General features: G+C 64.9%; 27 protein-coding genes. 10 read left to right on the plus strand and 17 right to left on the minus strand.

Annotated features, from left to right (window positions below; translation table 11 throughout):
* Positions 1-95 precede the first annotated feature (95 nt).
* Entirely contained in the window at positions 96-845 is a 750-nt protein-coding gene (locus tag ACZ1JW_RS10725) for a 16S rRNA (uracil(1498)-N(3))-methyltransferase (protein ID WP_465140551.1), read from the minus strand.
* A 46-nt stretch (positions 846-891) separates the two neighbouring features.
* Between ACZ1JW_RS10725 and ubiA the strand changes: the two genes are divergently transcribed.
* Positions 892-1,806, plus strand: coding sequence for a 4-hydroxybenzoate octaprenyltransferase (gene ubiA / locus ACZ1JW_RS10730; RefSeq protein WP_465140552.1), 915 nt, complete (start codon positions 892-894; stop codon positions 1,804-1,806).
* Here the strand turns inward: ubiA and ACZ1JW_RS10735 are convergent.
* The gene (locus tag ACZ1JW_RS10735; RefSeq protein WP_465140553.1) at positions 1,785-2,630 is read right to left on the minus strand and encodes an arylamine N-acetyltransferase family protein; all 846 of its coding nucleotides are present in this window, start codon (positions 2,628-2,630) and stop codon (positions 1,785-1,787) included. The two genes, ubiA and ACZ1JW_RS10735, sit on opposite strands and share 22 nt — an antisense overlap.
* Positions 2,620-2,997, minus strand: a complete 378-nt coding sequence (locus ACZ1JW_RS10740; RefSeq protein ID WP_465123565.1) for a VOC family protein — start codon at positions 2,995-2,997, stop codon at positions 2,620-2,622. The genes ACZ1JW_RS10735 and ACZ1JW_RS10740 overlap by 11 nt, the downstream gene beginning before the upstream one ends.
* A 99-nt stretch (positions 2,998-3,096) precedes the next feature.
* Here ACZ1JW_RS10740 and soxR point away from each other — a divergent pair, with 99 nt between their 5' ends.
* Complete coding sequence (gene soxR / locus ACZ1JW_RS10745) at positions 3,097-3,543, plus strand: redox-sensitive transcriptional activator SoxR (protein WP_465123564.1); 447 nt, start codon at positions 3,097-3,099, stop codon at positions 3,541-3,543.
* On the opposite strand, the gene smc is transcribed toward soxR, so the two are convergent.
* From smc to ACZ1JW_RS10765, 4 genes are all read right to left on the minus strand, one after another.
* A complete protein-coding gene (gene smc, locus ACZ1JW_RS10750; protein WP_465140554.1) occupies positions 3,540-6,980 on the minus strand; it encodes a chromosome segregation protein SMC in 3,441 nt (1,146 codons plus the stop codon). The two genes, soxR and smc, sit on opposite strands and share 4 nt — an antisense overlap.
* A 37-nt stretch (positions 6,981-7,017) precedes the next feature.
* A complete protein-coding gene (locus tag ACZ1JW_RS10755) occupies positions 7,018-7,767 on the minus strand; it encodes a thioredoxin domain-containing protein (protein ID WP_465140555.1) in 750 nt (249 codons plus the stop codon).
* A gap of 235 nt (positions 7,768-8,002) precedes the next feature.
* Positions 8,003-8,722: a thioredoxin domain-containing protein gene (locus ACZ1JW_RS10760; RefSeq protein WP_465140556.1), complete on the minus strand. Its 720-nt coding sequence runs from the start codon at positions 8,720-8,722 to the stop codon at positions 8,003-8,005.
* The gene (locus tag ACZ1JW_RS10765; RefSeq protein WP_465140557.1) at positions 8,719-9,288 is read right to left on the minus strand and encodes a DUF721 domain-containing protein; all 570 of its coding nucleotides are present in this window, start codon (positions 9,286-9,288) and stop codon (positions 8,719-8,721) included. The genes ACZ1JW_RS10760 and ACZ1JW_RS10765 overlap by 4 nt, the downstream gene beginning before the upstream one ends.
* Positions 9,289-9,317: 29 nt before the next feature.
* Between ACZ1JW_RS10765 and mutY the strand changes: the two genes are divergently transcribed.
* Genes mutY through ACZ1JW_RS10785 form a run of 4 tightly spaced genes read left to right on the plus strand, consistent with a single transcriptional unit; the run spans position 9,318 to position 13,257 of the window.
* A complete protein-coding gene (gene mutY, locus ACZ1JW_RS10770; protein ID WP_465140558.1) occupies positions 9,318-10,382 on the plus strand; it encodes an A/G-specific adenine glycosylase in 1,065 nt (354 codons plus the stop codon).
* Between the two features lie 3 nt (positions 10,383-10,385).
* Complete coding sequence (locus tag ACZ1JW_RS10775) at positions 10,386-11,681, plus strand: serine hydrolase domain-containing protein (RefSeq protein ID WP_465140559.1); 1,296 nt, start codon at positions 10,386-10,388, stop codon at positions 11,679-11,681.
* Positions 11,681-12,562, plus strand: a complete 882-nt coding sequence (gene nudC / locus ACZ1JW_RS10780; RefSeq protein ID WP_465140560.1) for an NAD(+) diphosphatase — start codon at positions 11,681-11,683, stop codon at positions 12,560-12,562. The genes ACZ1JW_RS10775 and nudC overlap by 1 nt, the downstream gene beginning before the upstream one ends.
* Positions 12,559-13,257, plus strand: coding sequence for a DsbA family oxidoreductase (locus ACZ1JW_RS10785; protein WP_465140561.1), 699 nt, complete (start codon positions 12,559-12,561; stop codon positions 13,255-13,257). The genes nudC and ACZ1JW_RS10785 overlap by 4 nt, the downstream gene beginning before the upstream one ends.
* Positions 13,258-13,287: 30 nt before the next feature.
* Here the strand turns inward: ACZ1JW_RS10785 and ACZ1JW_RS10790 are convergent, their stop codons facing one another.
* From ACZ1JW_RS10790 to mgtE, 3 genes are all read right to left on the minus strand, one after another.
* Positions 13,288-14,763 carry a hypothetical protein gene (locus ACZ1JW_RS10790; RefSeq protein WP_465123555.1) on the minus strand — a complete coding sequence of 492 codons (1,476 nt, stop codon included), beginning with the start codon at positions 14,761-14,763 and terminating at the stop codon, positions 13,288-13,290.
* A 129-nt stretch (positions 14,764-14,892) separates the two neighbouring features.
* Positions 14,893-15,300, minus strand: a complete 408-nt coding sequence (locus ACZ1JW_RS10795; protein ID WP_465140562.1) for a DUF1489 domain-containing protein — start codon at positions 15,298-15,300, stop codon at positions 14,893-14,895.
* Positions 15,301-15,410: 110 nt separating this feature from the next.
* The gene (gene mgtE / locus ACZ1JW_RS10800) at positions 15,411-16,856 is read right to left on the minus strand and encodes a magnesium transporter (RefSeq protein WP_465123553.1); all 1,446 of its coding nucleotides are present in this window, start codon (positions 16,854-16,856) and stop codon (positions 15,411-15,413) included.
* Between the two features lie 112 nt (positions 16,857-16,968).
* Between mgtE and ACZ1JW_RS10805 the strand changes: the two genes are divergently transcribed.
* A complete protein-coding gene (locus tag ACZ1JW_RS10805) occupies positions 16,969-17,424 on the plus strand; it encodes a peptidylprolyl isomerase (RefSeq protein WP_465123552.1) in 456 nt (151 codons plus the stop codon).
* 216 nt (positions 17,425-17,640) lie between these two features.
* Here the strand turns inward: ACZ1JW_RS10805 and gltX are convergent, their stop codons facing one another.
* The 3 genes from gltX to ACZ1JW_RS10820 form a co-directional block, all read right to left on the minus strand.
* Positions 17,641-18,969 (minus strand): glutamate--tRNA ligase, encoded by a 1,329-nt coding sequence (gltX, locus tag ACZ1JW_RS10810; protein WP_465140563.1) that lies wholly within the window; start codon positions 18,967-18,969, stop codon positions 17,641-17,643.
* A gap of 46 nt (positions 18,970-19,015) precedes the next feature.
* Positions 19,016-19,444 (minus strand): hypothetical protein, encoded by a 429-nt coding sequence (locus ACZ1JW_RS10815; RefSeq protein ID WP_465140564.1) that lies wholly within the window; start codon positions 19,442-19,444, stop codon positions 19,016-19,018.
* 77 nt (positions 19,445-19,521) lie between these two features.
* Entirely contained in the window at positions 19,522-21,189 is a 1,668-nt protein-coding gene (locus ACZ1JW_RS10820; RefSeq protein ID WP_465140565.1) for an NAD+ synthase, read from the minus strand.
* A gap of 103 nt (positions 21,190-21,292) precedes the next feature.
* Between ACZ1JW_RS10820 and ACZ1JW_RS10825 the strand changes: the two genes are divergently transcribed.
* The gene (locus tag ACZ1JW_RS10825; protein ID WP_144905609.1) at positions 21,293-22,228 is read left to right on the plus strand and encodes a ribose-phosphate pyrophosphokinase; all 936 of its coding nucleotides are present in this window, start codon (positions 21,293-21,295) and stop codon (positions 22,226-22,228) included.
* Here the strand turns inward: ACZ1JW_RS10825 and ACZ1JW_RS10830 are convergent, their stop codons facing one another.
* Positions 22,229-22,567 (minus strand): hypothetical protein, encoded by a 339-nt coding sequence (locus ACZ1JW_RS10830; protein WP_465123548.1) that lies wholly within the window; start codon positions 22,565-22,567, stop codon positions 22,229-22,231. It lies immediately after the preceding gene.
* Positions 22,568-22,607: 40 nt separating this feature from the next.
* Positions 22,608-23,549, minus strand: coding sequence for a helix-turn-helix domain-containing protein (locus tag ACZ1JW_RS10835; protein ID WP_465140566.1), 942 nt, complete (start codon positions 23,547-23,549; stop codon positions 22,608-22,610).
* A 165-nt stretch (positions 23,550-23,714) separates the two neighbouring features.
* Between ACZ1JW_RS10835 and ACZ1JW_RS10840 the strand changes: the two genes are divergently transcribed.
* Positions 23,715-24,494 (plus strand): inositol monophosphatase family protein, encoded by a 780-nt coding sequence (locus ACZ1JW_RS10840; RefSeq protein ID WP_465123545.1) that lies wholly within the window; start codon positions 23,715-23,717, stop codon positions 24,492-24,494.
* A complete protein-coding gene (locus ACZ1JW_RS10845; protein WP_465123544.1) occupies positions 24,460-24,951 on the plus strand; it encodes a gamma-glutamylcyclotransferase family protein in 492 nt (163 codons plus the stop codon). The genes ACZ1JW_RS10840 and ACZ1JW_RS10845 overlap by 35 nt, the downstream gene beginning before the upstream one ends.
* A 14-nt stretch (positions 24,952-24,965) precedes the next feature.
* On the opposite strand, the gene ACZ1JW_RS10850 is transcribed toward ACZ1JW_RS10845, so the two are convergent.
* Positions 24,966-25,358: a hypothetical protein gene (locus tag ACZ1JW_RS10850; RefSeq protein ID WP_465123543.1), complete on the minus strand. Its 393-nt coding sequence runs from the start codon at positions 25,356-25,358 to the stop codon at positions 24,966-24,968.
* Positions 25,358-26,239: a LysR substrate-binding domain-containing protein gene (locus ACZ1JW_RS10855; RefSeq protein ID WP_465140567.1), complete on the minus strand. Its 882-nt coding sequence runs from the start codon at positions 26,237-26,239 to the stop codon at positions 25,358-25,360. Before ACZ1JW_RS10855 ends, ACZ1JW_RS10850 begins: the two co-directional genes overlap by 1 nt.
* Positions 26,240-26,245 lie beyond the last annotated feature (6 nt).

Raw genomic sequence — 26,245 nt, forward strand, 5'->3', positions numbered from 1 at the left:
CCAGTCAAATTGTTGCCCGCCACCTGCAAGGGAATGTTGCGCATTCGGCACGAAAGCCCTGTTACCGCGCAGGACTTTGTAACCGCGCAGGACTTTCAGCCGAACCAGTCGCCCTGCATGCCCATCCACAGCGCGGTTCCGGCTATTGCCGCCGTCTCGCCGCGCAGGATTCTGGGGCCCAGCGACAGCGCCACAGCCGCAGGATGCGCCCGCACCGCCGTCCGCTCCGCTTCGTCGAACCCACCCTCCGGTCCGATCAGCAAGGCGGCAGGCCCGGAGTGCAGCGAAAACGCCACAGCCGCCGGCATCCCGCCATTCTCGTCGGCAAAGAACAGCGTGCGCCCCTCGGGCCAGTGGCGCAGCAGGTGATCGAGCTTCACCGTCTCGCCAAGTTCGGGAAGCGCCGTCCGCGCACATTGCTCTGCTGCCTCGGTCATGATCGTCTGCGCCCGCTCCGGATTCAGCTTGTCGGCCACGCAGCGCCGCGTCACCACCGGCACTACCCGCGCCGCGCCCAGTTCCGTCGCCTTTTCCAGCACCAGATCGAAGTTGGGCTTCTTGAGCAGTGCGGCGCAGAGCCAGAAGTCCGGCACTTCCTCGCGCTTGCGCATCCGCCGCTCGCACTCTACCACAACCTCGCGCTTGCCCGCCTCGACCACCTGCGCCAGCCACTCACCGGTCCGGTTGTCGCACAGCACCACCGCATCCCCCGCGCCGACGCGCATGACCTTGGCCAGATAATGCGCCTGAGGCCCTTCGATTGGCAGTCGCAACGCCTCGCTCAACGTCGTATCGACGAAGAGCCGCGGTGCGGACTTGGGCGGCCAGGCTGGAGTCGCTGTCATCATCTCCGCCTAGCGCGTCTCGTACCTTTCGTTAAGAGTTTGTAATGTGACTACCACCAATTCAGAAACAATCGTCCCCGACAGCGAGCACAAGGGCCTCGTCGCCAGCCTGCCGCAGCCTTGGCGCAACCTTGCCCTGCTCGCCCGGTTTGACCGGCCGATCGGCTGGTGGCTGCTGTTCTGGCCTTGCGCATGGGGCCTGTTTCTCGGCGGCGGCACCTCGCGCTGGGGCATTCTTGCATGGATGCTGCTCGGCGCCATCGCCATGCGCGGGGCGGGTTGCGTCTATAACGACATCGTCGATGCCGATCTTGATGCCCGCGTCGCACGCACCGCCGCGCGCCCCATTGCCAGCGGAGTGACGAGCAAACGCACCGCTTGGATCTGGCTGCTCACCCTCTGCGCGGTCGGCCTGATCGTCCTCCTGCAACTGCGCTGGGAAGCACAACTTGTCGCGCTGGGCAGCCTCGCACTCGTCGCTGCCTATCCTTTCATGAAGCGTCTGACCGGCTGGCCGCAGGCGTGGCTCGGCCTCGTCTTCACCTGGGGTGCCCCGGTCGGCTGGGTCGAGGCATGGGGCTTCGAACGCCTCGTCCCGCTGGCCGCTCTTTACGCTGGATGCTGGGCATGGTGCATGGCCTATGACACGATCTACGCGCTGCAGGACCGCGAGGACGATGCGCTTGTCGGCATCGGCTCGTCAGCGCTCTCGTTCGGGCATCACGTAAAGGCGGGCGTCGGTGGGCTCTATGCCTTGGCGCTGACCTGTTGGGCTGGCGCGATCTGGCTCACCCGGTCCGATCCGCTTGCGCTGCTCGCCCTGCTGCCAGTCGCGGTCCATCTACTGTGGCAGGTTGCCACGCTCAAGGAGGACGGGGCTGATCCCTTGGTCAAGTTCCGCTCCAACCGCTTTGCCGGATTGCTGATGGCAACGGCCTGCTACGTCGTCGGCGCGGCTTGAGGCCCAAACAGCGCTTCATGCCGCGCTTCGATCGCTGGCCAAAGGTCAGCCGCTTCAGGCACATCAAGCAGGAACACCTCGCGCAAAATCTCCACCAGTTCCTGTGCCGAGCCTAGTTCCCGCCGCTCCTCGCCGCTGACAGTCACCACCGAAAGCACCTTGCCACGCAGCATCAGGTAGGATCCTTCGGCCCGCCGCTGCGCCGTCAGGTTCTGGACGAAGACCGATGCCGGATCGCTCGCCTGCCACTGGCACAGGGCGGACAGTTGCGCCTCGTCGGCGGGTTCTGCCGCAAAGTCATAAGACATCGCCGAGGCCCCGAGCGACACGGACACCCGCCACAATCCGTCCTCGACAGGCCCGAGCGCCACCGGCAGCGGATCGTGCAGCCATTCGCCCGGCCGCAAGGGCACCGGCGCGCCGAGCCAACTGCCGAACCCGGCATCGACCAGATGCGGTCCCTCGCACTCGACCAGCAGGCACAAGTGCGAGCCCATCGACTCGTCCCCGCGCACCTGCCGCATCACACCGGCGCTGATCCGCATCACATCGAAGCCGATGGCAGCCAGCGCCGCGCCAAGCACGCCGTTGTGCTCGTAACACCACCCCCCGCGCCGTGCCTCGACCAGCTTGGCAAATGCAGCGGCGGGATCCGTGGTCAGAGCACGGCCAAGCTGCACGTCGAGGTTCTCGAACGGGATTGCCTGCACATGCGCCCGCACGATGGCGTCCAGCGTGGCGAGGTCGGGACGGACAGGACCGTTCAGCCCGATCCGCGCGAAATAGGCGTCCAACTGCGAGGGCGAAAGCGCTTCAACCGGCATAGCTGACCACTTCGAACTCGATCCCATCCCAATCATAGAAATAGAACCGGCGGCCCGGCTCATAATCGGCATGATTGAACGGTTCGAGGCCTGCTGCAACCACGATGCGCTCGGCCTCGTCCAGGTCATCGACTTCCACGCCGATGTGCTGCAGCGGGACGCCCTTCTCGAAGCGACCGGTGTGTCCGGTCTTCGGAGCATAGAATACGAGGTACTGGTCGTCGGTGCCGAGATGGATCGAGAATCCGTCGTCGATCGCAGGCCCGCGCCAGCGTTCGCGCCAGCCACAAAGCGTGGTGAAGAACGCGGCGGAACGCTCGGGATCGCTGACGCGGATGTTGACGTGTTCGAGGCGGGCTGCGGGCATCGGAGTTGTCCTTCTATGGCACTGATTTGATTCGATGCTTGCGAATCTGCAACCTCAAGTTAACTTGAGGTCAAGCAGAAATCGCGGAGTCGCAGAACCTTGGCCTTAAGTCGCAACGATCTGATCCCGATCGGCGTGCTCGCCCGCCGCACCGGCCTCGCCGTCAGCGCCATCCGCTATTACGAGGATCGCGGCCTCGTCACGTCGATCCGCACCGGCGGCAACCAGCGCCGATTCCTGCGCTCGGACATCCGGCGGCTGAGTTTCGTGCAGATCGCGCAGAAGCTCGGGCTGGGACTCGCAGAGATAGAACGCGAACTCGCCGCCCTGCCGCAGGGCCGCACGCCCAACGTGATGGACTGGCAGCGCATAAGCCGTTCCCTGCGCAAGGAAATCGACAGCCGCATCCAGCTCCTCACCCGCACCCGCAACAAGCTCGACGAATGCATCGGCTGCGGCTGCCTCAGCCTCGAACGCTGCGCCCTCTACAACAAGGACGACCGCGCGGCGGCGGGTGGGCCGGGTCCTAGGTATGTGCTGGATTAGCTCGCGTTCTCAAGCAGTTCGACGGCCCCGCCAAGGTCCACGCTGACGAGGCGGGAGACGCCGCGCTCCACCATCGTCACGCCGAACAGGCGATGCATGCGGCTCATGGTCACGGCGTTGTGGGTGACGATGAGGTAGCGGGTGCGGGTTTCGGCGACCATGGCGTCGAGAAGGTCGCAGAATCGTTCGATATTTGCGTCATCGAGCGGCGCGTCGACTTCGTCGAGGACGCAGATCGGGGCGGGGTTGGTGAGGAAGAGGGCGAAGATCAGCGCGACGGCGGTCAACGCCTGCTCGCCGCCCGACAGAAGAGTCAAGGATTGCAGACGCTTGCCCGGAGGTTGTGCGAAGATTTCGAGGCCCGCTTCGAGCGGGTCGTCGGAATCGACCAAGGCGAGATGCGCCTCGCCGCCACCGAACAGACGGCCGAACAGGCGGCGGAAATGGCCGTCAACGGCTTCGAACGCGGCACGCAGACGCTCGCGCCCCTCGCGGTTGAGGTTGCCGATGGAGCCTCTAAGCCTATGAACAGCCTCGGTTAATTCCGCCTGCTCGGCAACGCTGGTGCCCAGCCGCTCCTCGGCATCCTTCAATTCCTCAGCAGCCACCAGATTCACCGGCCCGATCCGCTCCCGCTCTGCCGAAAGACGATCCATCGCGGCGGACTCTTCGCCAGCGGCGGCGACATCGGCGGACGAGAATTCGAAGCGTTCGGGGAGAAGCGGGGGAGGGCACTGGAATCGCTCGCCGGAAATCGCCGCCATTTCCTGTCGGCGGGCGTCCTCGTTCTCGGCGCGGGCTGATGCTCCGGCGCGACCTTCGCGGGCGGTTGCGAGGGTCTCGTTTGCCTCGGCGAGTGTGGCGTCTGCCTGCGAGAGTTGGCCTTCTGCCTCGGAGAGTTGCCGCTCTGCCTCCGAGAGTTGGAGAGTGAGGCGAGCGCGGATCGCCTCGCCCTGTTCGATCTCGGAAATCAGCCCTGCAGGCTTGGCGGCAGAGATCGCGCGCTCGGTCTCAAGCTCTTCGCGCCGCCCGGTCATCTCGGCCAGGCGCTTGGCCGCATCGCCTGCGCGGGCCTGCCAGGCGCGGATGTCGCCCTTCAGTCCGGCGAGGCGCTCCTTGCCCGCAGCGATCTGCTGTTCGAGCGCGGCGGAGGCGGCGGTGGCCGATTGCAGCGCGGTCCGTGCCGCATCGTTGCGCGCGCGGGCAGCTTCGAGCGCGGCGCGACCCGCAGCGGGATCGGGCAGGGTGCTGCGCTTGTCCTCGGCAGCGGTGACTTCGGCCTGTGCCGCAACACGTTGTTCCGAAAGCTCTTCCTGCACGCGCGCCAGTTCGGCCTTGCGCTGTTCGAGCCGGGAACGGGCAGCCTCGGCAGCATCGAGCGCGCGCAGGGCGGTACGCTCGGCATCGGCGGCGGCGGAGAGGGTGCGTTCGACTTGCGAGAGCGCGGTCTGGACTTCGGCAAGTTGGCCACGAACCTGCTCCTGCGCGGCTTCGGCAGCGGCCACCGCTTCGCGACGTTCGGGCAGAAGCGCCTGCAGGTCCGAAAGGCGGTTCTCCGCCTCAAGCGCCGCCGCTTCGGCCGCGCCTTCGCCGCGCGCGACGAAACCGTCCCAGCGACGCAAGTGTCCGGCCTTTGTCACCAGCCATTCGCCGGGCGCGAGCGGCTGGCCTTCGTCGGCATCGGCAAAACGGACCAGAGCAAGGCGCGCGGCCAGTTCCGGCGGGCACTGCGGGACGTGGTGGGCGAGCGAGTCTGCCAGTGCAGCAGGTGCCTCAGCGCCGGTCCAGAACCGCCCTTCGACGCCCGCTGGCGCTGCGCCCACAGGGGCCGTGGCATCGCGGCCGAGCACGGCGGCGAGCGCGCGTTCGTACCCCGGCGCGGCGCGGGTTCCGGTGATGGCGGATTGGCCCAAGCCTTTGGCCGCGCGGGCCTTTTCGCGGGCGGCCTTGTCACGGGCGAGCGCGTCGGACTCGCGCTCGATCCCGGCGAGATCGGCGCGGGCCTGGGCGAGAGCATTGCTCGCGGCATCGCGGCGGGAGGAGAGGTCCTCGCGCTGGCGGGTGAGATCGGTGCGGGCTGTCTCGGCCGTGGCGATGGCGGCTGAAGCCTCGGCGCGCTTGGCCTCGGCGGCAGCGATCTGCTCGGTAGGATCGGCCTCGCGAGCGAGCGCATCGGCTTGCTGGGCGAGGCGGGCGGCGTCGGAATCGAGGCGGGCGAGGCGCTGGCGGGCGGCGGCGACGGCGGCTTCGGCCACGCGCCATTCGGCGTCGATCCCGGCCTGTTCGGCCACGCGCTGGGCAAGCGCGACTTCGGCGGCGCGCGCCGCACGATCGGCATCGTCGACAGCGGCGGCAAGGGTCGGTCGGCGTTCGCTGTCGGCGGCAAGCGCAGTTTCGGCAAGGCCAAGGTCGTGATCTAGCCGGGCCATCGCGGCGGCGGCGTCCTCGGTCAGGCGGTCGGCGCTGGCGCGGTCTTCCTCGATCCGGGTCAGCTGGCGGTCGATGTCCTTGACCCGCTGCTCGGCGGCTTCGAGCTGAGCGGTGAGCGAGGCCATGCGCTGGCCGTGAGCGGAGGCATCCTGGCGGCGGTCGAACAGTTCATCGCGCGCTTCGGCAAGGGCGGCGGCGGCCTTGTGCTGGGCTTTCTGGGCCTGCTGGGCGAGGTCGGTTGCGACCCTGACGGCTTCGTCCGCCGCGACGGCCTGCTTGCGCGCGGCTTCGGCAGCGGCTGCGGCATCACGCCAGCGGGCGAAGATGAGGCGGGCCTCGGCAAGGCGGATCTTCTCGCTGACCGCCTTGTAGCGCTCTGCCGCGCGGGCCTGCCGCCTTAGCGTGGCGATCTGGCTTTCGAGGCCGGAGAGCATGTCCTCCAGCCGTCCGAGGTTGGCTTCGGTGGCACGCAGCTTCTGTTCAGCATCGCGGCGGCGGACGTGGAGGCCTGCGATCCCTGCGGCCTCTTCGAGCATCATGCGCCGCTCGGTCGGCTTGGCGGCGATGACTGCGGCGATACGGCCCTGGCTGACGAGGGCTGGGCTGTGCGCGCCCGTGGCGGCATCGGCGAAGACCAGCGCGACGTCCTTGGCGCGCACGTCCTTGCCGTTGACGCGATAGGCGCTGCCTGCGCCACGTTCGATGCGGCGGACGACTTCGAGTTCGGCGCCGTAGGGTCCGTCAGGATCCGTTTCGGCGGTGAGCAGGACTTCGGCAAAGGCGCGGGCAGGGCGCGTGGCGGTGCCTGCAAAGATCACGTCCTCCATGCCGCCGCCGCGCATCGACTTGGCCGAGCTTTCGCCCATGACCCAGCGGATGGCTTCGAGCAGGTTGGATTTGCCGCAGCCGTTGGGGCCGACGACCCCGGTGAGGCCAGGTTCGATGCGCAGTTCGGCAGGCTCGACGAAGCTCTTGAAACCCGACAGTTTCAAGCGCTTGAATTGCACCGATCAGGCCCCCCGACCCACTTTGCCCCAGGCGGCCTTAGCGCGCGCCGGCCTTCTGCAGCATGGGCTCAAGTTCCTGCCAGCTGGCAACGCCGGTCTTGCTGCCATTGATGAAGAAGGTGGGCGTGCCGGTGATGTCGAATTCCTTGCTCCACTGTTCGTTCGCGGTGGCAAGCTTGGTGGCCTTGGCGCTGTCCGCCAGACAGGCAGAGCCCTGCGCTGCGGCAATCCCGCGCGAGGCGAAGAATTCGCTCATCCCGCCGACCTGGGCGATACCGGCAAAGCGCTTTTCAGGAGGGAGGTTCTGGATCTGCTGGAAGGCGGCATCGTCCTTCTGCAAGTTGGTGAACATGTTGGGCTGCCATTCCCAGAACTGTTCGGACAGCGGGATGACAGCTTCAGGGCTGCCGCAGGTGGCAAGCAGCACGGCCGGCATATCGAGCGCGTTCAGCAGGAACAGGCGCAATTCATAGGAGACGCGGCCCGATGCGACGTATTCATCGCGCAGCTTGGGGAAGCCTTCCTTCGAGAACTGGGCGCAGTGCGAGCATGACAGCGCGCCGAATTCGACCAGCTTGATCGGTGCATTGGGGTTGCCCATCAGGTAGCCGCCTTCGGGCGTGGCCGAGAAGGTTTCGGTCCATGACTGGCCAGCGGGCGCAGGAACCTTTGCGATGGGCTCCGAGCTTGCCACTTCGCCACTGGCAGCAGCGTCCTTCTTTCCGCAAGCGGCAAGGCCGAGGGTCAGCGGCAGAGAGGCGAGGAGAAGGGCGCGGGCGAATTTCATCGTCTGGGGATTCCCGTGTTCTGGCGGTTTGCGCGAACGCTAGCGGATTGTTGCAGGGGTTTGAAGTGGCCGCAATGGTGGGGGTGTGGATGGTTTTTTCGGGGCTTTGGTTGTTGTGCTGGCTGTTGAGCTTGAATTGGAAGTCATGGGCCCCGGCCTTCGCCGGGGCTACGGTAAAACTGGTGTGGCTTGCCCCGTCGCCCCGGCGAACGCCGGGGCCCATAGCGGTTGCCGACTAGTTCATCCGGGCAAGGATCTGGGGGCGCAGGGTGTCCCAGTCATGCGTGCCCGCCAGCAAGATGCCGTCGATCATGAAGCTGGGGGTGCCGGTCACGCCGAGGGTGTCGGCGGCGTAGTTGGTCTTTTCGGCGAGCTTCTTGGCCAGTGCCTCGTTGGCAAGACAGCGGTCCATGGTCTGGCGGTCCATGCCGCGTGAGGCCATGAACTCGTAGAACTTGAAGTCGCTGGCGATGGCGCGGGTCCGGCTGGCGAAGGGGCCGGTGGTCCAGCGCTGGCGCTGCGCTTCGGTGGAGTTGGCGAGCGGGCCGATCCATTGCGGCTGCAGGCGCATGAACGCGGTGTGCAGCTGGAAGAAGCGGCTGGGCGGGGCGCAATTGGTGATCAGGGCCACGGTCATGTCGACCGGATCGCGCACGAAATTGCGCACTTCGACCGCGCCCTTGCCCGGCGCGATCATGCCGATCTTGAGCTGGCCTTCGGACTCGGTCTCGAAATGCGAGCAGTGCGGGCAGGTGTAGCTGACGAATTCGATCAGGCGCAGCTTGGCCGCAGGGTTGCCGAGCAGGTGGTTGCCTTCGGGCGTGGCGGTGCTGGTGACGGCCCAGTTGAGGCCGCCTGCGGGGCGCGGCGGGGTCTTCTTCGCGGGCTGACCCGAGGCGCCCAATGCGATGAGCGCTGTGGCAGCAATTGCGACTGTGACGAGCTTGCGGATCATCCGACTTTCTTCCCCCCGGTTGCACTATCAAGACTGCGCGCCAGCGATTCCAGAACGGTGCGCAGTTCCGGATCGCCGATGTCGCGCAGCGAATCCCCCAGCTCCATCGGAATGGGCTTGAGCGAGGGCGGCGCTGCGCGCGGCTGATCCTTGGGCTTTGGAGCCTGAACCGCGCCTTGCCGGATCTTGACCTTGGCCACCGCGCGGTAGCCGAAGAAGCGGTTCACCCGCTCGATGATTTCGGGTGTGACATGCTGGATCATCGGTGCATGGGCCGGGCTGACGACCAGCTGGAGAATGCCGTCGGTCTTCTCGCCCGGCGGAAAGCGGATCGATTCGGGCATGCAGTTGCGGGCGTGGCGTTCGCCCACAATCTCGGGCCAGCGGGTGACGACGCTGGATTGCACGAAGCCGAAGCGGCGGAAGGCAGTGCGGCCGATGGCGGGCATGAGATCGGCGATCTGGCGTGCCTCGCCGCCACGGGGGCGCTCATAGAGCTTGCCCGTATCGGCCTTAGCCGACTTGGTGCTCTTGCGTTTCGGCGCGTCCGAAGGGGTGCTTTCCATATCGCTTCGCGCCATGCCATAGGTGCGCGATGCAAGCCAGAGAGGAAGCCGCAAAGTCGTTCGATCCCGAAGCAATCGCTCCGGCTCTGCTCGCTTGGTATGATGCCAATGCGCGGCGGTTGCCGTGGCGCAGATTGTCGGGGGAAGAACGGCAGGACCCTTACAAGGTCTGGCTTTCCGAGGTCATGCTGCAACAGACGACGGTGGCGGCGGTGGGGCCGTACTTCGCCAAGTTCACTGAACGCTGGCCGACAGTGAGCGATCTGGCAGCGGCAGACGATGCCGATGTCATGGCGGCCTGGGCGGGGCTGGGGTACTATGCCCGGGCGCGCAACCTGGTGGCCTGCGCGCGCGCGGTTGCAGCGTTGGGCGGGGCGTTTCCCGATACCGAGGCGGGGTTGCGGGCCCTGCCGGGGCTGGGCGAATACACAGCGGCTGCCGTGGCGGCGATTGCCTTCGGGCGGCGCGCTGTCGTGGTCGATGCCAATGTCGAGCGCGTGGTCGCGCGGCTCTTCGCGATCGATGAACCTTTGCCGGCGGGCAAGGCGGCGATCCGGCTGGCGGCGGGGCAAGTGACGCCTGACGAGCGGGCGGGGGACTTCGCGCAAGGGATGATGGACCTTGGCGCGACGATCTGCACGGCGCGGAGCCCTCGATGCATGTTGTGCCCCTTGCGCGAACAGTGCCGGGGCTATGCGCAAGGGTCACCCGAGCGTTTGCCGGTGAAGGCGGCGAAGAAGGCAAAGCCGGTGCGGCAGGGACGGGCCTACTGGATCGAGCGTGACGGGGCCGTGCTGCTGGTCAAGCGGCCGGGACGCGGGATGCTGGGCGGGATGCGCGCGCTGCCTGACGACGGCTGGTCGGCGCGAGGCGATGGGGCAGAGGTGTTGGAGGGTGAATGGCGTGCGGGCGGGATCGTGCGGCATGGTTTCACGCATTTCGATCTCGAATTGCAATTGATGCTTTCGGTTCAGGCACAAGCGGTTAGTCTGCCCGAGGGAGAATGGTGGCCAGTCGAAATGATCGAGGCTGCCGGATTGCCGACCGTGTTCGCCAAGGCGGCGCGGCTGGCGATTGCCGAGAGGACAGACTGACGCATGCAACGAATGGCGGTTTCGCGGCGGGGATTCATCGGATCGCTGGGGCTGGTGGCAGGGAGCGCTTTCCTGCCCCGGATGGCCTGGGCAAGCGCGGCGGCCGAGGCGCGGTTTCCGGCGGTGACGGCGATGCTCGATGGCTATGTCGGATCGGGCAAGCTGCCGGGAATGATCGCCGCACTGGGCTGGGGCGCGGGTGAAGCGCCGCTCGACATCGCGCGCGGGACGCTGGCCAAGGGGCTGGCGCTGCCGGTCGACATGGACAGCCTGTTCCGCATCTATTCGATGACCAAGCCGATTACCGGGATGGCGGCGATGATGCTGGTGGACGAGGGCAAGCTGCGGCTCGACCAACCGGTGGCAGACCTGCTGCCTGCCTTCGGCAAGATGCAGGTGCAGGCAACGCCAGATGGTTCGCTGACGGATCTGCGACCGGCAAAGAGCCAGATAACTGTGCGCCATCTGCTGACGCATACGGCGGGCCTTGGCTATTCGATCATCCAGAAGGGGCCGATCAAGGATGCCTATATCAAGGCCGGACTGGTGCCGGGGCAGGCGAGCCGGATGCCGTTTCCGGGAATGGACGCGCCAAAGCCGCTGAAGAGCCTTACCGAGTTCGCTGACGTTTTGGCGACGATGCCGCTGGTCTATGAGCCGGGCACGGTGTGGAGCTATTCGGTCGGGCTCGACCTGCTGGGACGGGTGATCGAGGTTGCCTCGGGCAAGCCCTTCGATGCCTTTCTAGCCGAGCGGTTGTTCGGGCCGTGTGGGATGACCTCCACATGGTTCCGCGTGCCAGAGAGCGAAGTCGGTCGGTTGACCACCAACTATGCCGCGGTGGGCGGCATGCTGTTTCCGGTGGATCCGGCAAAGGCCTCGATCTATCTTGATCAGCCGCCCTATCCGTTCGGCGGGGCTGGGCTGGTATCCTCGCCGCGTGATTATGACCGGTTCCTGCGGATGCTGCTGGGCTTTGGCCGGATCGACGGTACGCAAGTGATGAGCGAGGCGGCGGTGCGGTTGGGGACGAGCAATCTCCTGCCCGAGGGTACCGACCTTTCGCAGTCCTTCATCAAGGGCAACGGCTTTGGCGCGGGCGGCTCGGTGGGGCTGGGCGTCGATGCCGGGACGTATGGCTGGGCGGGTGCTGCCGGGACGGTGGGCTTCGTCAATTACCGGGTGGGGCTGCGGGCAGGGGTCTACACCCAGTACATGCCGTCTGACGCCTATCCGGTGCACAGGGAATTCGCGCAGGCCGTGCTGGCCGACGTAACGGGGAAGAGGGCTGCAGCCTGATGGAAACGACGATTGCATTTGCAGGTGGCGGCCTGGACCGCGCCGACCATATCCGGGGTGATGCCGACAAGCTCGGCAGCCTGATGAACTGGCGCGCGCGGCTGCTCAAGCTTGACGGGATCGACCCGGTGATCGCGCCCGATGGCGGGCTCGACTGGGGCACGCTGGCCGATGCCGATCCGGACGCGGAACTGGTGTTCCTGGGGCTGAGCGACGACGGACGCGGGTGCTTTGCGCAAGTGACGCCTGCGATCATGGGCAGCGTCGCGCCGCCCAATCCGCGGCTGTGGGGCGTGATGGGTATGATGAGCCCGGCTGACCTTTCGATCTACGGCGGCGCGCGCAGTCTGGTCGATTGGCATGCCCGGCACCGCTTCTGTGCGCGCTGCGGTTCGGCGACCACGCTGGCCAAGGGTGGCTGGCAGCGGTCGTGCTCCAATAAAGCGTGCAAGGCGGAGCACTTCCCGCGCGTCGATCCGGTGACGATCATGACCGTGGAGTGCGAGGGCGACCTGCTGCTAGGCCGCCAGCCACGCTTCCCGCCCCGGCGCTATTCGGCCTTGGCGGGCTTCGTGGAGCCGGGCGAAGGACTGGAAGACGCGGTGCGGCGCGAGGTGCTGGAGGAGGCAGGGATCAAGGTTGATGTGGTCGACTACGTGGCGAGCCAGCCCTGGCCGTTTCCGTCATCACTGATGATCGCGTGCCATGCCTTCACCACTCAGCGCGAGATCACCATCGATGCGACTGAACTTGACGACGCGCGATGGTTCACCCGCGAGGAAGTGCGTTGTGCGATGAGCGGTGCCGACGATGCCGCGTTTATTGCCCCGCCACCTTTCGCCGTGGCGCATCACCTGCTCAAATGGTGGCTGGCGCAATGAGTGCCTCCACGCCAGCCAAGGTCACTCTCGACATCTGGTCGGACGTGATGTGCCCGTGGTGCGTGATCGGGCTGAACCAGCTCGACAAGGCGCTGGCCGGGATGGCAGGGGAAGTGGACGCAACGGTGCGCTTCCACCCGTTCGAGCTGAACCCCGACATGCCGGACGAAGGCGAGGAGCAGGCGGCGCATATCCAGCGCAAGTATGGCCGTACGCCGGAACAGTCGGCAGGGGTGCGCGAGACGCTGAAAGGCGCCGCCGAGCGTGCAGGCTATTCGTTCGACTACACCGGAGAGGGCGAACCGCCGCCCGCGATGATGTGGAACACGCGGATGGCGCATCGTCTGCTGACCTGGGCCTTGCGCGATTTTGGACCGGAACGGCAGGTGGTGCTGAAACGCGCGCTGTTCGATGCGCATTTCAAGGCGCGGAGGAATGTGGCTGATCCGGAAGTGCTGGCCGAAGTGGCCGAAGGCATCGGTCTTCCCCGGCTCAACGCGCTGCAGGCGATGATCGACCCGCAGCTCGAAGCGATCGTCACCGCTGAAGAGCGCCAGGCATGGGACTTGAACGTGACCGGCGTTCCGGCAGTGGTGATCAACGGCAAGCTGATCGTGCCGGGCGCGCAGGAGCCGGACGTTTACGCGGACCTGATCCGCAAGGTGCTGGCGCGGGAGGCGGCAGGGAGGGCTTGATTCCCGATCGGCAAGCCCCCTGAAGTTCAGTTACCGGCTGCTCGGTGTATTGCTGACCTGATTGCAGTCATGGACAGGGCTGTCCACCACTCTCCGCGCATTGCTGACCAGTTCAGTGTATGCTGTCGGATTTGCAACGGGGTTTTCCGGGACGGCTACGTGATAGGTTCCACCAGAGCAGATCAGCTTCAAACTGAGATGCTGGGATATGTCTTCCTGCTCGTAATTGACGATCGATGCGAGGATTGACGGCAATTTCGCTGACTTGGTGAGTCCCTCCATCCTGATGTCGAAGCGATGGTCGATAAGCTTTCGATCAAATCGCGGGGACCGCTTGGATGAAGTAGAGAGGTAATACCTGTTCCTCTGGTACTCCTGGGTGATGCTGTTCCGATCGTAGCTGATGCTGCCATCGCCGATCCCGATTGAACCGGAGCCGACAGGTTCTGCCGTATCACCAACCAGAGATTGGGTGACCAATGTGGAGCGAGTTGATGCGCTGCCGGACGGAGCGGGGGCATCCTTGTCCCATTGCCGGGTTGCCGCACCGTCCCGGTACGCGACCTTTACATTGGGCCTGTTGTTCACGCAGGCGGCGGTGAGTTTGCGGTTGATGTAATCCGCTGCATCGACGAGATTCGCCCAGGTTTCGTCGTTGACGTCCTGCCTTCCAAAGTTGCGGGTTCCCTTTTCTGGCTCTTTCCAGCGGAAATCGATCACTTGCGGACAAATCAACGATTTAGCGTCTACGCCCGGATCAGGTTGAAGCTTGCTGTAGCTGCGACGGAAATCATCCATCGCGTTGGCGAGGCGGCTGCTCGTATCTCGGTAGTAACGCTGGGTCACGGTCGGCTGCAAGTCTAGTGTGCAGACCAGCGCGCTCTGCGCATCGAGATCTTCGTCATCGCAGCCCAGCGCGTCGGTGACCGATGAATTCGTGGATGAGAGCTTGTCCGGAGCGAGGCCGATCAACATAGCCCAGAACCGCGTGCCGCCGCCTTTGCCCTTGATGGAGACTGGTGTGGAATCGAGAAATCCCTTGCCCTTCATGTCGGCATCCACCTGGCGGGCGGCGACGATGTATCCAAACCCCACCTGGTACTCGACAGTGCGCTTTGTTCCATGAATGTCAGTCGCGGTCGCGGGTACCTGGGTATAATGCAGCTCCTGGCCTGCTCCCCAGAAGCTCTGGGATTTGAAAAGGCCGAGAAAACCACCGCTGGACGAGTGCTCGTTGTTTTCCCGGTAATAGGATGGAAATGCCGTGGTGCAGCTTTTGGTGGAAATTCTGCACTTATTGATAATTGTGTTCAGATTATCCTGAACGATCAGTGGATCCCGTACAATGATGTGCCCGAGTCTTTGGGATGTATCTATCACAGGCAATGTTTCGGAGACTTCGGGCACGCCGCTCTCGTTTCCGTTCGGATTGCCATTCGCGTTTGCGACACCGGATGTCATTGCAATTAGCAATGCAATTGACGCACCAAAGGTCTTTGAAGTCATCGCTCTTGCCCCCCACGCCATAAGCGGGGTGAATAAAAGGCGATAAAGTTATAGTTGCAACCGAATTCGATGTATTTAGTTCGTTTCGGTGTAAATTGAGCGAGTTCAGATTTTCCGCCGGAAAGTTCTCTAGACCAATCCCAGCTTCGCCAGCTCCGAGGCGATCTGTGCGGGCAGGACTTCGCCCGCTTCCCCATCGCCCAGATCGGCGGGTGCATCGGCTTCTTCGAGATAGCGCCAGCCTTGGTGGGCGCGGCGGGGTTTGGGGTGTACTTCTATCAGTTTGGTGCTGACCACGATGTTGGTGCGGCCGCCTTCGGCTTCCTCGAAGCCGACGATTTCCGAGCGGGCGACGAGCTGGTGCTTGTGAATCCAGTAGAGCGAGCCGCCGATCATTTCCTCGGCGCGCTTGGGACGGTTGCGGGTGGTGAGGTAGGCGTACTTGGATCCGCCCCGGCGACCTTCGGCCGAGAACCATTCGTGGATCTCGGCGAGCGACTGGGCTCCGTAGGCGACCTTGGTCATGTGAAGGGGCATTATTGGGTACTCACTGTTTGCGCTTTACCATGCCCACCCCCAACCCCTCCCGCCTGCGGGAGGGGGGAATAGAGCAAGGGCTCCCTCCCGCCTGCGGGAGGGGAGTAATGTCAGGCCAGACCGCTCAGCACGGCGAGGCCGAGGAACGAGAAGAAGCCCATGACATCGGTCGCCATCGTCACGAATACGGCCGAAGAGACAGCCGGGTCGACGCGGAGGCGATCGAGCGTGACCGGGACCATGATTCCGGCAAGCCCCGCGACGAGGTTGTTGATCACCATGGCAGAGCCGATCACCGCGCCCAGCAGCGGATTGCCAAACAGCAGTGCGGTGCCGCCGCCGATCAGCAGGCCGAGAGCGGCGCCGTTGGTGGCGGCGATGCGCAATTCGCGCAGGATCATGCGCACGGTGTTGGAACTGGTCAGCTGGTTGGTGGCGATGGCGCGCACGACCACGGCCAGAGTCTGCGTCCCTGCGTTGCCACCCATGCCCGATACAATGGGCATCAGCACGGCAAGCAGGGCCAACTTCGCGATTGCGCCCTGGAACAGACCGACAACCGAAGAGGCGATGATCGCGGTGCCGAGGTTCACGACCAGCCACGTGAGGCGCGTGCGGACTGTCAGCAGGATCGGCTCGTTGATATCGCCGTCGCCTGCACCGGACAGGCGCAGGATGTCCTCGCTCGCCTCTTCCTGAATGATGTGGACGATATCGTCGACGGTGATCTGGCCGACCAGACGCCCGCTTTCGTCAACAACGGCGGCAGAGATCAGCGCGTACTTCTGGAAGCGCAGCGCGACTTCTTCCTGATCCATCGTCACCGGGATCAGCGTCTGGTCGCGCTTCATCACGTCGGCCAGCGGGATGCTGCGCGGCGCGCGCAGGATCCAAGAGAGGCTGCAGGTGCCGACCGGGTGGTGCTTGTGATCGACGATGAACACTTCCCAAAACTCGGTGGGCAGTTCGTCGTCGCGGCGCAGGTAGTCGATCAGGTCGCCCACGGTCATCGCCTCGGGCACCGCGATCAGATCGCGGCTCATCAGGCGGCCGGCGGTTTCCTCCGGGTAGGACAGCGCCGATTCGATGGCGGCGCGGTCTTCCGGCTCCATCTCGGCGAGGACGGCCTGCTGGTCTTCCTCGTCCAGGTCCTCGATCAGGGCGACGGCGTCGTCCGTCTCCATCTGCTCGGCAAGGTCGGCAACTTCTTCGGGCTCAAGCTCCTCGACCAGCAGTTCGCGGACGTGATCGTTGAGTTCGGCGAGCACTTCGCCGCCCATCAGGTCGTTGATGGCGCGGGCGAGGGTTACGCGGTCATCCCGGTCGATCAGCTCGAACAGGTCGGCGATGTCGGCCGGGTGGAGCGGCTCTACGAGGTTGTAGACGGTCTCGTCGTCACCTGCCTCAAGCGCTTCTGCGACCTTGCGCACGAAGCCGGGGCGAAGGGTATTGTCTTCCTCGTCGAGGCTTTCGGAGTTGCGCGCTGGTTCGGCCGGCGCGGGCGCATCGTCCGCGTCGGGGGCGTAGGATTCGATGAGGTCCTCGTCGCGCTCCATAGGCGCGGGTTAGCCATTGGCACGGGAAAAGCAAACCGCCTTGGAGAGGCAGGCGTGACTTTCTTTTCCAAGCCCTTATATCCGCCCCCAGACAGGATAGGAATTGCTACAAATGGCTGACGAAAAACTGGTCCTCACGCTCGACTCCGGCGATGTCGTGATCAAGCTGCGCCCCGATCTGGCCCCCGGCCATGTCGAGCGGATCAAGGAACTTGCCGGCGAAGGCTTCTACGATGGCGTGAAGTTCCACCGCGTGATCCCCGGCTTCATGGCGCAGGGCGGCTGCCCTCAGGGCACCGGCATGGGCGGTTCGAGCAAGCCCGACCTCAAGGCGGAGTTCAACAACGAGCCGCACGTGCGTGGCGTGTGCTCGATGGCCCGCACCAGCTATCCGCACTCGGCCAACAGCCAGTTCTTCATCTGCTTTGACGATGCGCGCTTCCTCGACAAGCAGTACACCGTCTGGGGCCAGGTCGAGAGCGGCATGGAACTGATCGACGCGCTGCCCAAGGGTGAGCCGCCGGCAAACCCGGGCGTGATCCGCAAGGCGAGCGTCGTCGCCGCCTGAACGGGTTGAACGTTCGGATTGAAGAGGGGCGGGGCCGCGAGGCTGCCGCCCCTTTTTCTATCCATAATCCTCCCCGTTTTTGCGTAAGCACAAACGGGGAGGTGGCATTCGCGGCTGCGAATGACGGAGGGGTTTCTTTCCCCTCCACCACCAGCTTCGCTGGCGGTCCCCCTCCCCATTTGCACCTGCGGTGAAAACGGGGAGGATCTTGTGTTCTTAGGCTGAAAGCCGCCGCACCGCCTCTTCCTGCGCGATAAGCGGCAGGAGCGCGGCCATTTCGGGGCCGTGATCGTGGCCGGTGAGGGCCTGTCGCAGGGGCAGGAACAGCGTCTTGCCTTTGCGGCCGGTGCTGTCCTTGAGCGCTCCGGTCAGCGCGCGCCATGGGTCTGCGGACCAATCCAGCGTTGCCGCGACTTCCGCAGCCTGCGCCAAGTAGGCGCGGGTTTCGTCGTCGAACGCAGGCGCGGTGATCGGGCCTGTGATGACTTGCCACCACTCGCGGGCCTCGTCGATGTGGGCGAGGTTGGGGCGGATGGCTTCCCATGCCGCTTCACCCATGCCCTCGGGCAGGAGGTGTGCGACCCGGGCATAGGGGAGGCGGTGAACGATCTGGGCGTTTACGCGGTGCAGGTCGGCCTCGTCGAAGCGGGCGGGGGCGCGGCCGAAGCGCGAGAGGTCGAAGCTGGCGGCAAGAGCGTCGGCATCGAGTGCAGGATCGACCGGGTCGGACGTGCCGAGGCGGGCGAGCAGGGCTACGATGGCTTCTGGCTCGATCCCCTGTTCGCGGAAATCGGCCATGCCGAGCGCGCCCAGGCGCTTGGAGAGCTTGCCTTCGCTGCCGGTCAGCAGCGCTTCGTGGGCAAAGCGCGGCGGCGTGGCGCCCAATGCGGTGAACATCTGGATCTGCGTGGCAGTGTTGGAGACGTGATCCTCGCCGCGCAGCACGTCGGTAATGCCCATGGCGATGTCGTCGATCGCCGAGGGGAGCATGTAGAGCCACGAACCGTCAGCGCGGCGGATAACCGGGTCGGACATCTGGCATGGGTCGAAGTTCTGGGGGCCGCGGATGCCATCGTCCCAGGTGATCGGCTGGTCGTGATCGAGCAGGAAGCGCCAGTGCGGCCTTTCACCTGCATCCGCCTTGGCCGCATGATCGGCTTCGGTCAGCTTGAGCGCGGCGCGATCATAGATCGGGGGAAGGCCGCGGCCGAGCAGGATCTTGCGCTTGAGGTCGAGTTCCTGTGCGGTTTCGTAGGCACGGTAGATGCGCCCCTGTTCGACAAGGCGCTGGAATTCGCGCTCGTAGAGATCGGTGCGCAGGGACTGGCGTTCCTCGCCATCGTAGGTGAGGCCCAGCCATGCAAGATCGGCGCGGATGGAATCGACGTGTTCCTCGCGGCTGCGCTCGGCGTCGGTGTCGTCAATTCGCAGAAGGAACTTGCCGCCGGTCTTCTTCGCCAGCAGCCAGTTGTGGAGCGCGGTGCGGACGTTGCCGACGTGGAGCTTGCCGGTGGGCGAGGGGGCGAAGCGGGTTACGGTGGTCATGCGCGCTGCCCTAGCGCGGGCGGCGTGCAAGGGGAAGGCAGAGTCCTTACGGGATCAGGGCCACGGCGTGGACCGTGGCGTTGTAAAGCGCTTCGTGGCGGTCAGCACGGACGAAGCCGGAGATCGCTTCGGAAAAGGCTTCACGCCTGCCGTTGATGGCAGCGCGGGCGAGGGCGGCGAGGGTGGTCTCGTCAGGCGTCATGGCAAGGCAGCAGGGGCGGTTGACCATGAAGGGTTCTGGCCAGACCTGCTTGATCGTCATGACCAGACCGTGAACCGCGCAGGCCGCTTCGATGCTGCGATAACGGCGGGCGAGGTCGGGAACGGGATCGCGACCGGCGGCGTCGAACAGCGCGCAAAGGCGCATGGCCATGGTCACGTGCAGGCCTTTCAGCGAGAGGCCGCGCACGTCCTGCGGACGCGCCATGTTTTCGATCAGGGCGGAGAAGCGGGTGGAAGATTGGCCTGCTGGCACGGCACATCCTTTCTTGCGAACGATTCGCAAGTTAGGTCGCGCCCGATCTCAGGTCAATGCGAATCATTCGCAATAATTCATCCGGTGCGGAAGCCGTGCGTGATCGGGTAGCGCCGGTCACGGCCATAGTTGCGCGCGCCCAGCTTTACGCCCGGAGGGGCCTGGCGGCGCTTGTATTCGGCGATGTTGAGCAGGCGTTCGATGCGGCTGACGGTAGCGCGGTCGTGACCTTCGGCAACGATCTGGTCGACGCTCTTCTCGTTCTCTACAAGGCCCACCAGAATCGCGTCGAGCACGTCGTAGGGCGGAAGCGAGTCCGAGTCCTTCTGATCGGGGCGCAATTCGGCGCTGGGCGGTTTGGTGATGATCCGCTGCGGCATCACCGGGCCATCGGGACCAAGGCCGATCTTGGGGCGATGGGCATTGCGCCATTCGGAGACGGCGAAGACAGTCGTCTTGTAGGCGTCCTTGAGCGGGTTGTATCCGCCGTTCATGTCACCATAGATCGTGGCGTAACCGACGCTCATCTCGCTCTTGTTGCCGGTGGTGACGAGCATCGGGCCGAACTTGTTCGAAAGCGCCATCAGCGTCACGCCGCGGATGCGGGACTGGATGTTTTCCTCGGTCAGATCGGGCTGCTTGCCGGTGAATACCGGGGCGAGCATGTTGTCAAAGGCATCGACGGCGGGCGAGATCGGCACCGTATCGAGCCGCACGCCGAGCATGTTGGCGCAGCCTTCGGCGTCCTCGAGGCTCTCCTGGCTGGTGTAGCGGCTGGGCATCATCACGCACCACACGCGATCGGGACCGAGCGCATCGACCGCAATTGCCGCGCAGATCGCCGAATCGATGCCGCCCGATAGGCCGAGGACCACGCCGGGGAAGCGGTTCTTGTTCACATAGTCACGCAGGGCCATGACCATTGCGCAGTAGATGTCCTCGGGATGCTCGGCGAGTTCGTGCTCCTCGCCTGCCTCGCAGCGCCAGCGCGAGCCGGAGCCGCGCGCGGTCTGGGTCCAGACGGTGGTGACGACCGATTCTTCCCAGTCCGGCATCTGCACCCAAAGCGCACCTTCGGGGCCGACGACGAAGCTGGCGCCATCGAACACGATCTCGTCCTGCCCGCCGACGCGGTTGAGGTATGCGAGCGGAATGCCGGTATCGATCGCGCGGCGCTTGGCCACGCCATCGATGCGCAGCACGTCCTTGTCGATCTCGTATGGGCTGCCGTTGATGCAGATGAAGATTTCCGCGCCGAGTTCGGCCAGATGGCGGCAGACATCGGGGTGCCAGATGTCCTCGCAGATCGGCAGGCCGAGCATCGCGCCCTTGAACAGCACCGGTTCAGGCAGCGGGCCGGGCATGAAATAGCGCTTCTCGTCGAAAGTGCCGTAGTTGGGCAGTTCGTACTTGAAGCGGGTGGCGGCAATGCGCCCGCCTTCGAGCAGGGCAACGCCATTGTGCAGATCGCCATCGCGGACGAAGACCGAACCGACCAGCATGGCAGGGCCGCCATCGGCCGTGACCTTGGCCAGCTTTTCCAGTTCCGCCGCCGCGCGTTCGATCAAGGCGGGCTTCATGATGAGGTCTTCGGGCGGATAGCCGATCAGCATCAGTTCGGGATAGACGATCAGGTCCGAGTCCGGATTGCTCTCGCGCACGGCGAGCATGGCTGCGACGTTTGCAGCGAGATCGCCAACCGACTGGTTGAGCTGGGCGAGGGTTATGCGAAGCGTATCGGCCATGATGTAACCACTAGGCGGCAAGACCCATGGCCTGCAAGAGTTGCAAACCTGTCATCTTGGGCTAAGGGCGCGTTGGGGATCGAATCCGAGGGAATCGCAACGCATGAAGATCATGGCCGGCAACTCGAACCTGCCGCTCGCTCGCGCCATTTCGGCCTATCTCGAAATGCCGCTGACCGACGCCAGCGTGCGCCGCTTTGCGGACGAGGAAGTTTTCGTCGAAATTCACGAGAACGTGCGCGGCGAGGACGTCTTCGTCGTCCAGTCGACCAGCTACCCCGCGAACGACAACCTGATGGAACTGCTGATCTGCATCGACGCGCTGCGCCGTGCCTCGGCAAAGCGCATCACGGCGGTCGTTCCCTACTTCGGCTATGCCCGCCAGGACCGCAAGCCCGGGCCGCGTACGCCGATTTCGGCCAAGCTCGTGGCGAACCTGATCACTCAGGCCGGGGCGGACCGCGTTCTTGCCGTCGATCTCCACGCCGGGCAGATTCAGGGTTTCTTCGATATCCCGACCGACAACCTGTTTGCCGCGCCCGTCATGGCCGCTGACATACAGACCCGGTACGGCACGCAGGAACTGATGGTCGTCTCGCCCGACGTCGGCGGCGTGGTTCGCGCCCGCTCGCTGGCAAAGCGCCTGAACAATGCGCCGCTCGCCATCGTCGACAAGCGCCGTGACCGTCCCGGCCAGTCCGAAGTGATGAACATCATCGGCGACGTGAAGGGCCGCATGTGCATCCTGATCGACGACATCATCGATTCGGGCGGCACCCTGTGCAACGCGGCGCAGGCGCTGATGGATGCAGGCGCAGCGGGCGTTTCGGCCTACATCACGCACGGCGTCCTTTCGGGTGGCGCGGTTGCCCGCGTGAGCAATTCGGCGCTCAAGGAACTGGTGATCTCCGACACGATCATGCCGACCGAGGCGACAGCATCGTCCGATCGCATTCGCGTGCTGACGATCGCACCGCTGATTGGCGAGGCGGTGCGCCGCATTGCCGATGAAAGCTCCGTTTCCAGCCTGTTCGACTGATCAGGCGTTCTTCAGGCGCTCAAGCCACGCCCTTGCCTGCTTCGGTTCGCCTACGGCATTGGAAGCAGGCTTGCCGCGTGAGGCCATGAATTCGTCGTGGAGCGTGAACGGTTCCATGAACAGGGCCTCGCGCGCTTCGGCTATTTCTTCCGCAAGCTCGGTCAGGCTCTCGATCACCGGTGCGGTGGCTGCGCGCATGATCTTGTCGGCGTTGTGGTCAAACAGGCCCCACTTGCCCGCAGCGGTCACCTCAAGCGCTTCAGTGAGCGCGAGGAGATAATCCGCTTCCAGTTCGGAGCGGCGCTTGTCGAGACGTTCGAGACGGTCAGCTCTGGCCATGACCCGGCCTAGGCCCGGTGCGAGGGTTGCGCAATGGCGCTTACTCCCAAGGCTTCACTTCGCCCGGTTCCAGCCTGCGAATGGCCTCCAGCCTGCGCGCCTGCCGGGTCTCGAGGCCGAGCGTCATCAAGGGCTGCGGGCGGTTGACGAACTGGCGCGGGCTCATGCCGAAAAGGGCGGTAAACTCGCGGATCAGGTGGCTCTGGTCGTAATAGCGCAAGGCAATTGCCTCGGCCTCGTCATGGTCAGCAACGCCGCGCAAATGGCTGGCCATATCGAGTGCGCGCGCGCGCTTGAGCACCTGCTTGGGCGTGATCCCGAAATCGCGGCGGACTATGCGTTCAAGGCGGCGCTGTTCGACGCCGAGGTCACTGGCAAGCCGGGCGATGTTGACAGTGGGATCGGAGAAGGCTGCAGCCTCGAACCGTGCCGATATCGGATCAGGCTCACGCAGAGCGCGGTCCGCAATCAGGCTGCGCATCTCGTGCTCCATGGCCTTGACCCAGTCTTCCGGCGAATCGGCCGGATCGAACAGGTTGAGCCAGCGATCCTCTGGCATGCCGAGATCCGCGAAGGTTGCGAGCCGGTCGGTCAGCTTGGCGATGTCTGGGCCATTGAGTGCATGGCAAACGCCGGGACGGAGAAACACGCCGACACTGATGAAACTGCCCGTCACGCTGATCGGCATGCGTTTCGAGTGTGGTCCGAACAGCATCACCGCGCGTTCGGAGCACTGCAGCCCATCGGCAGTCACTGCTTCCCACTTTCCGCGCAATTGGATGCGGATGCAGGCAAAATCGCTGAGCAGTCCGCAATCTAGGCGGTGTTCGGGCGGAGCGCCGACAATCGTGACGTAGAACCGACCGACCCAGCGTTCGAGGTCGGCCGCCGGGGCGCGGCTGTAGGAGATCGGTTGTCCGTCGCGCGTGGCGATCGGCGATACGATCGCTCTGTCGACCCCCGGCCTGTTGCTGCGACTCATTCCATGCCCCCTGGGTCCGTTCATGCACGGAGCTTTAGCGGCGCCCAACCAGTCCGCGCGTGTCGACCGTCACGACTCCCTTAAATTCGGCCAGCACGGTTTGTCCAATGACGAATCGCTTGCCGTGCCTTGACCTGATCCCGGCGGCGAGGGCAGAGCCGGGACATGAAGCTGGAAAACGACATCGCACTCGCCATGCGCCTCGCCGACGCTGCCGCAGCAGCGATCCGCCCGCATTTCCGCACCGTCGCCGCCGAGCGCAAGGGTGATGCCACGCCGGTAACGCTGGCAGACCGCGCGGCCGAGGAAGCGATGCGCCGCATCCTCACCGCCGAAGTGCCGCGCGATACGATCATCGGAGAGGAGTTCGGCTCGACCGCGGGAACATCCGGCCGAAGCTGGGTGCTCGATCCGATCGACGGGACGGCAGGCTTCCTTGCCGGTCGACCTATCTTTGGCACGCTGATCGCGCTGGTTGTTGAAGGCTTTCCGGTTCTGGGCGTGCTGGACCAGCCCATCACCGGAGAGCGCTGGGTCGGCGCAATGGGCAAGCCCACCACGCTCAACGGCAAGCCGGTGCGCACGCGCCTGTGCCGCGAACTTTCGGACGCGACCCTGGCGACCACGGGCCCACACTATTTCGACGACCACGATGGCGGCCATTTCATGGGCCTTGCCGCCAAGACCGATCACAAGCGCATGGTCATGGGCGGTGACTGCTACAACTATGCAATGCTCGCCACCGGACAACTCGACGTGGTCTGCGAGGCGGGGCTGAAGCTGCATGACTGGGCCGCGCTCGTGCCGATCGTCGAAGGGGCAGGCGGCACGATGGCGGACTGGAACGGCGAACCGTTGCACGCCGGCTCCGATGGCCACGTGATCGCGCTGGGCGATCCGGCGCGGCTTGATGACGTGGTTGAGGCGCTGGCCTGCGGGCACTGAGGGCGTTGTGCACGGCGGTTGGTTCTTTTTCTACGGGACGCTGACCGAGGATCACGAAAATCCGGTTACGCGAAAGGTGATGCCGCTGCTGTGCGGCGGCCAGCGCGCATCGGTGCGCGGCCGTCTGCGGGCCGTGCGCACTGCCGAGGGGTGGTATCCGGTGCTGCGGGGCGGTTCGGGCAGGGTGACTGGACGGCTCTACCGCGCTGGTCGAGGTTTTTGCGCAAAGAAATTGCGCATGCTCGATGCTTACGAGAATTGCGATCCGCGTTGCATTGCCCGATCCGAGTACTTCAGGCGCATGCTACGTGTGCGGATCGCACGGGGCGGGTGGGTCATGGCGCAGGTCTATGTCCACAATCGGGCCTGGCATGCGGGATTGCCGGTCATCGCTAGCGGAGACTTTGCGTCTTTCCTGCGCAAGCGCGGGCTGCGTGCTTTCGGTCATCGCGCCTAGGGTGCGCTAGCGCGCTAACGGACCAGCAGGTCGACTTCCGACAGTTCGATTACCGGGACTTCCCACGGGTGTGCAGCCATGAGCGCCGCAAGCGCTGCGGAGATGTCCGCTTGGGCATCTGCGTAAGTGGTCAGGATCGCGGTGGGGGACAGGCTGCGTTCGCCCGAAGTGCCTAGCGTGGGCCTGGCATCGGGACCGGGGCGAAAGCTTTCCCAACCGGGCGCGATCTCGCAAACGCCCTTGTAGAGGCCGAAATCGCCGAGCGGGTTGTCGGCGCGGATCACCGCCAGGATCGCAGCGGCGGTGGCATCGCGCTCCAACGCGGCTTCGTCTCCGGTCATCAGGCCGGCGAGGGTTTCAGCGGCGATCGGGCAGTGGATCTTCACCGCAATGGCGCGGCGGCGCATTAAAGTCCTGCTTTCAGCATCCAGTCGTGGAAAAGCCGCACCGGTCGCGATTGCAGCGCGCGTGGACGGCAGACGAACCAGTAGGAATAGGGGCTGTCGACGTCGATGTCGTAAAGCCGCGCGAGGCGTGAATCGTGGCTGCGATGATAGTGGTCATCGTGCATGATCGCGATGCCGAGGCCTTGGGCCGCCGCCTCGAGGATCAGCTGACCCGAATCGAAATGGTCGATTGCAGCCGGTTCCATCTTCTCGAGATGGAGCGCTTTCTTCCAAGCCTCGAAGCTTGCCGGAAGATCGTTGTGCACGAGGAACGTCTGTTTCGAGAGCTTGGCCAGATCGGGGCGGTCGCCCAGTTCTGCGGCCAGTTCGCGCGAGGTTATCGCGTGGACGCGGTTGTGGTCGAGGCGGACCGAATGGAGCGCGGCGTCCGGACCTTCTGACAGGACGATGGCAGCATCGATCGTATCGCCCAGCTTGGTTTCGGCCGAATGGCCCGAATCAATATCGATATGAAGTTGAGGGTGCAGCTTGCGCAGTTCGCCAAGGCGCGGGAACAGGCGCTGGCTGCCGAACAGCGGCAGGACGCCGAGACGCAGGCGCATGACCTTGCCCGTGTCGATGAGTCGATCGACCCGGTCGGCCATCTCATCGATCAGTGGCGCGACCGCATCGTAAAGCTGCTGGCCTTCCTCGGTCAGCTTCAGGGCCTGATGCTTGCGCTCGAACATGGGCTTGCCAACAAACTCTTCAAGCGCGCCGAGGCGGCGAGAGAGTGCCGAAGGGCTGAGCGCAAGCTCCGCCGCCGCCGTCTTGGCCGACCCTGCGCGCACGACGCGTATGAACGCCTCGAGCGAACGCAAAGGGGGAAGGCGGCGGATCATCGTGTA

It is taken from the genome of Novosphingobium sp. BL-A-28-Hi1-0D, from assembly GCF_055521755.1.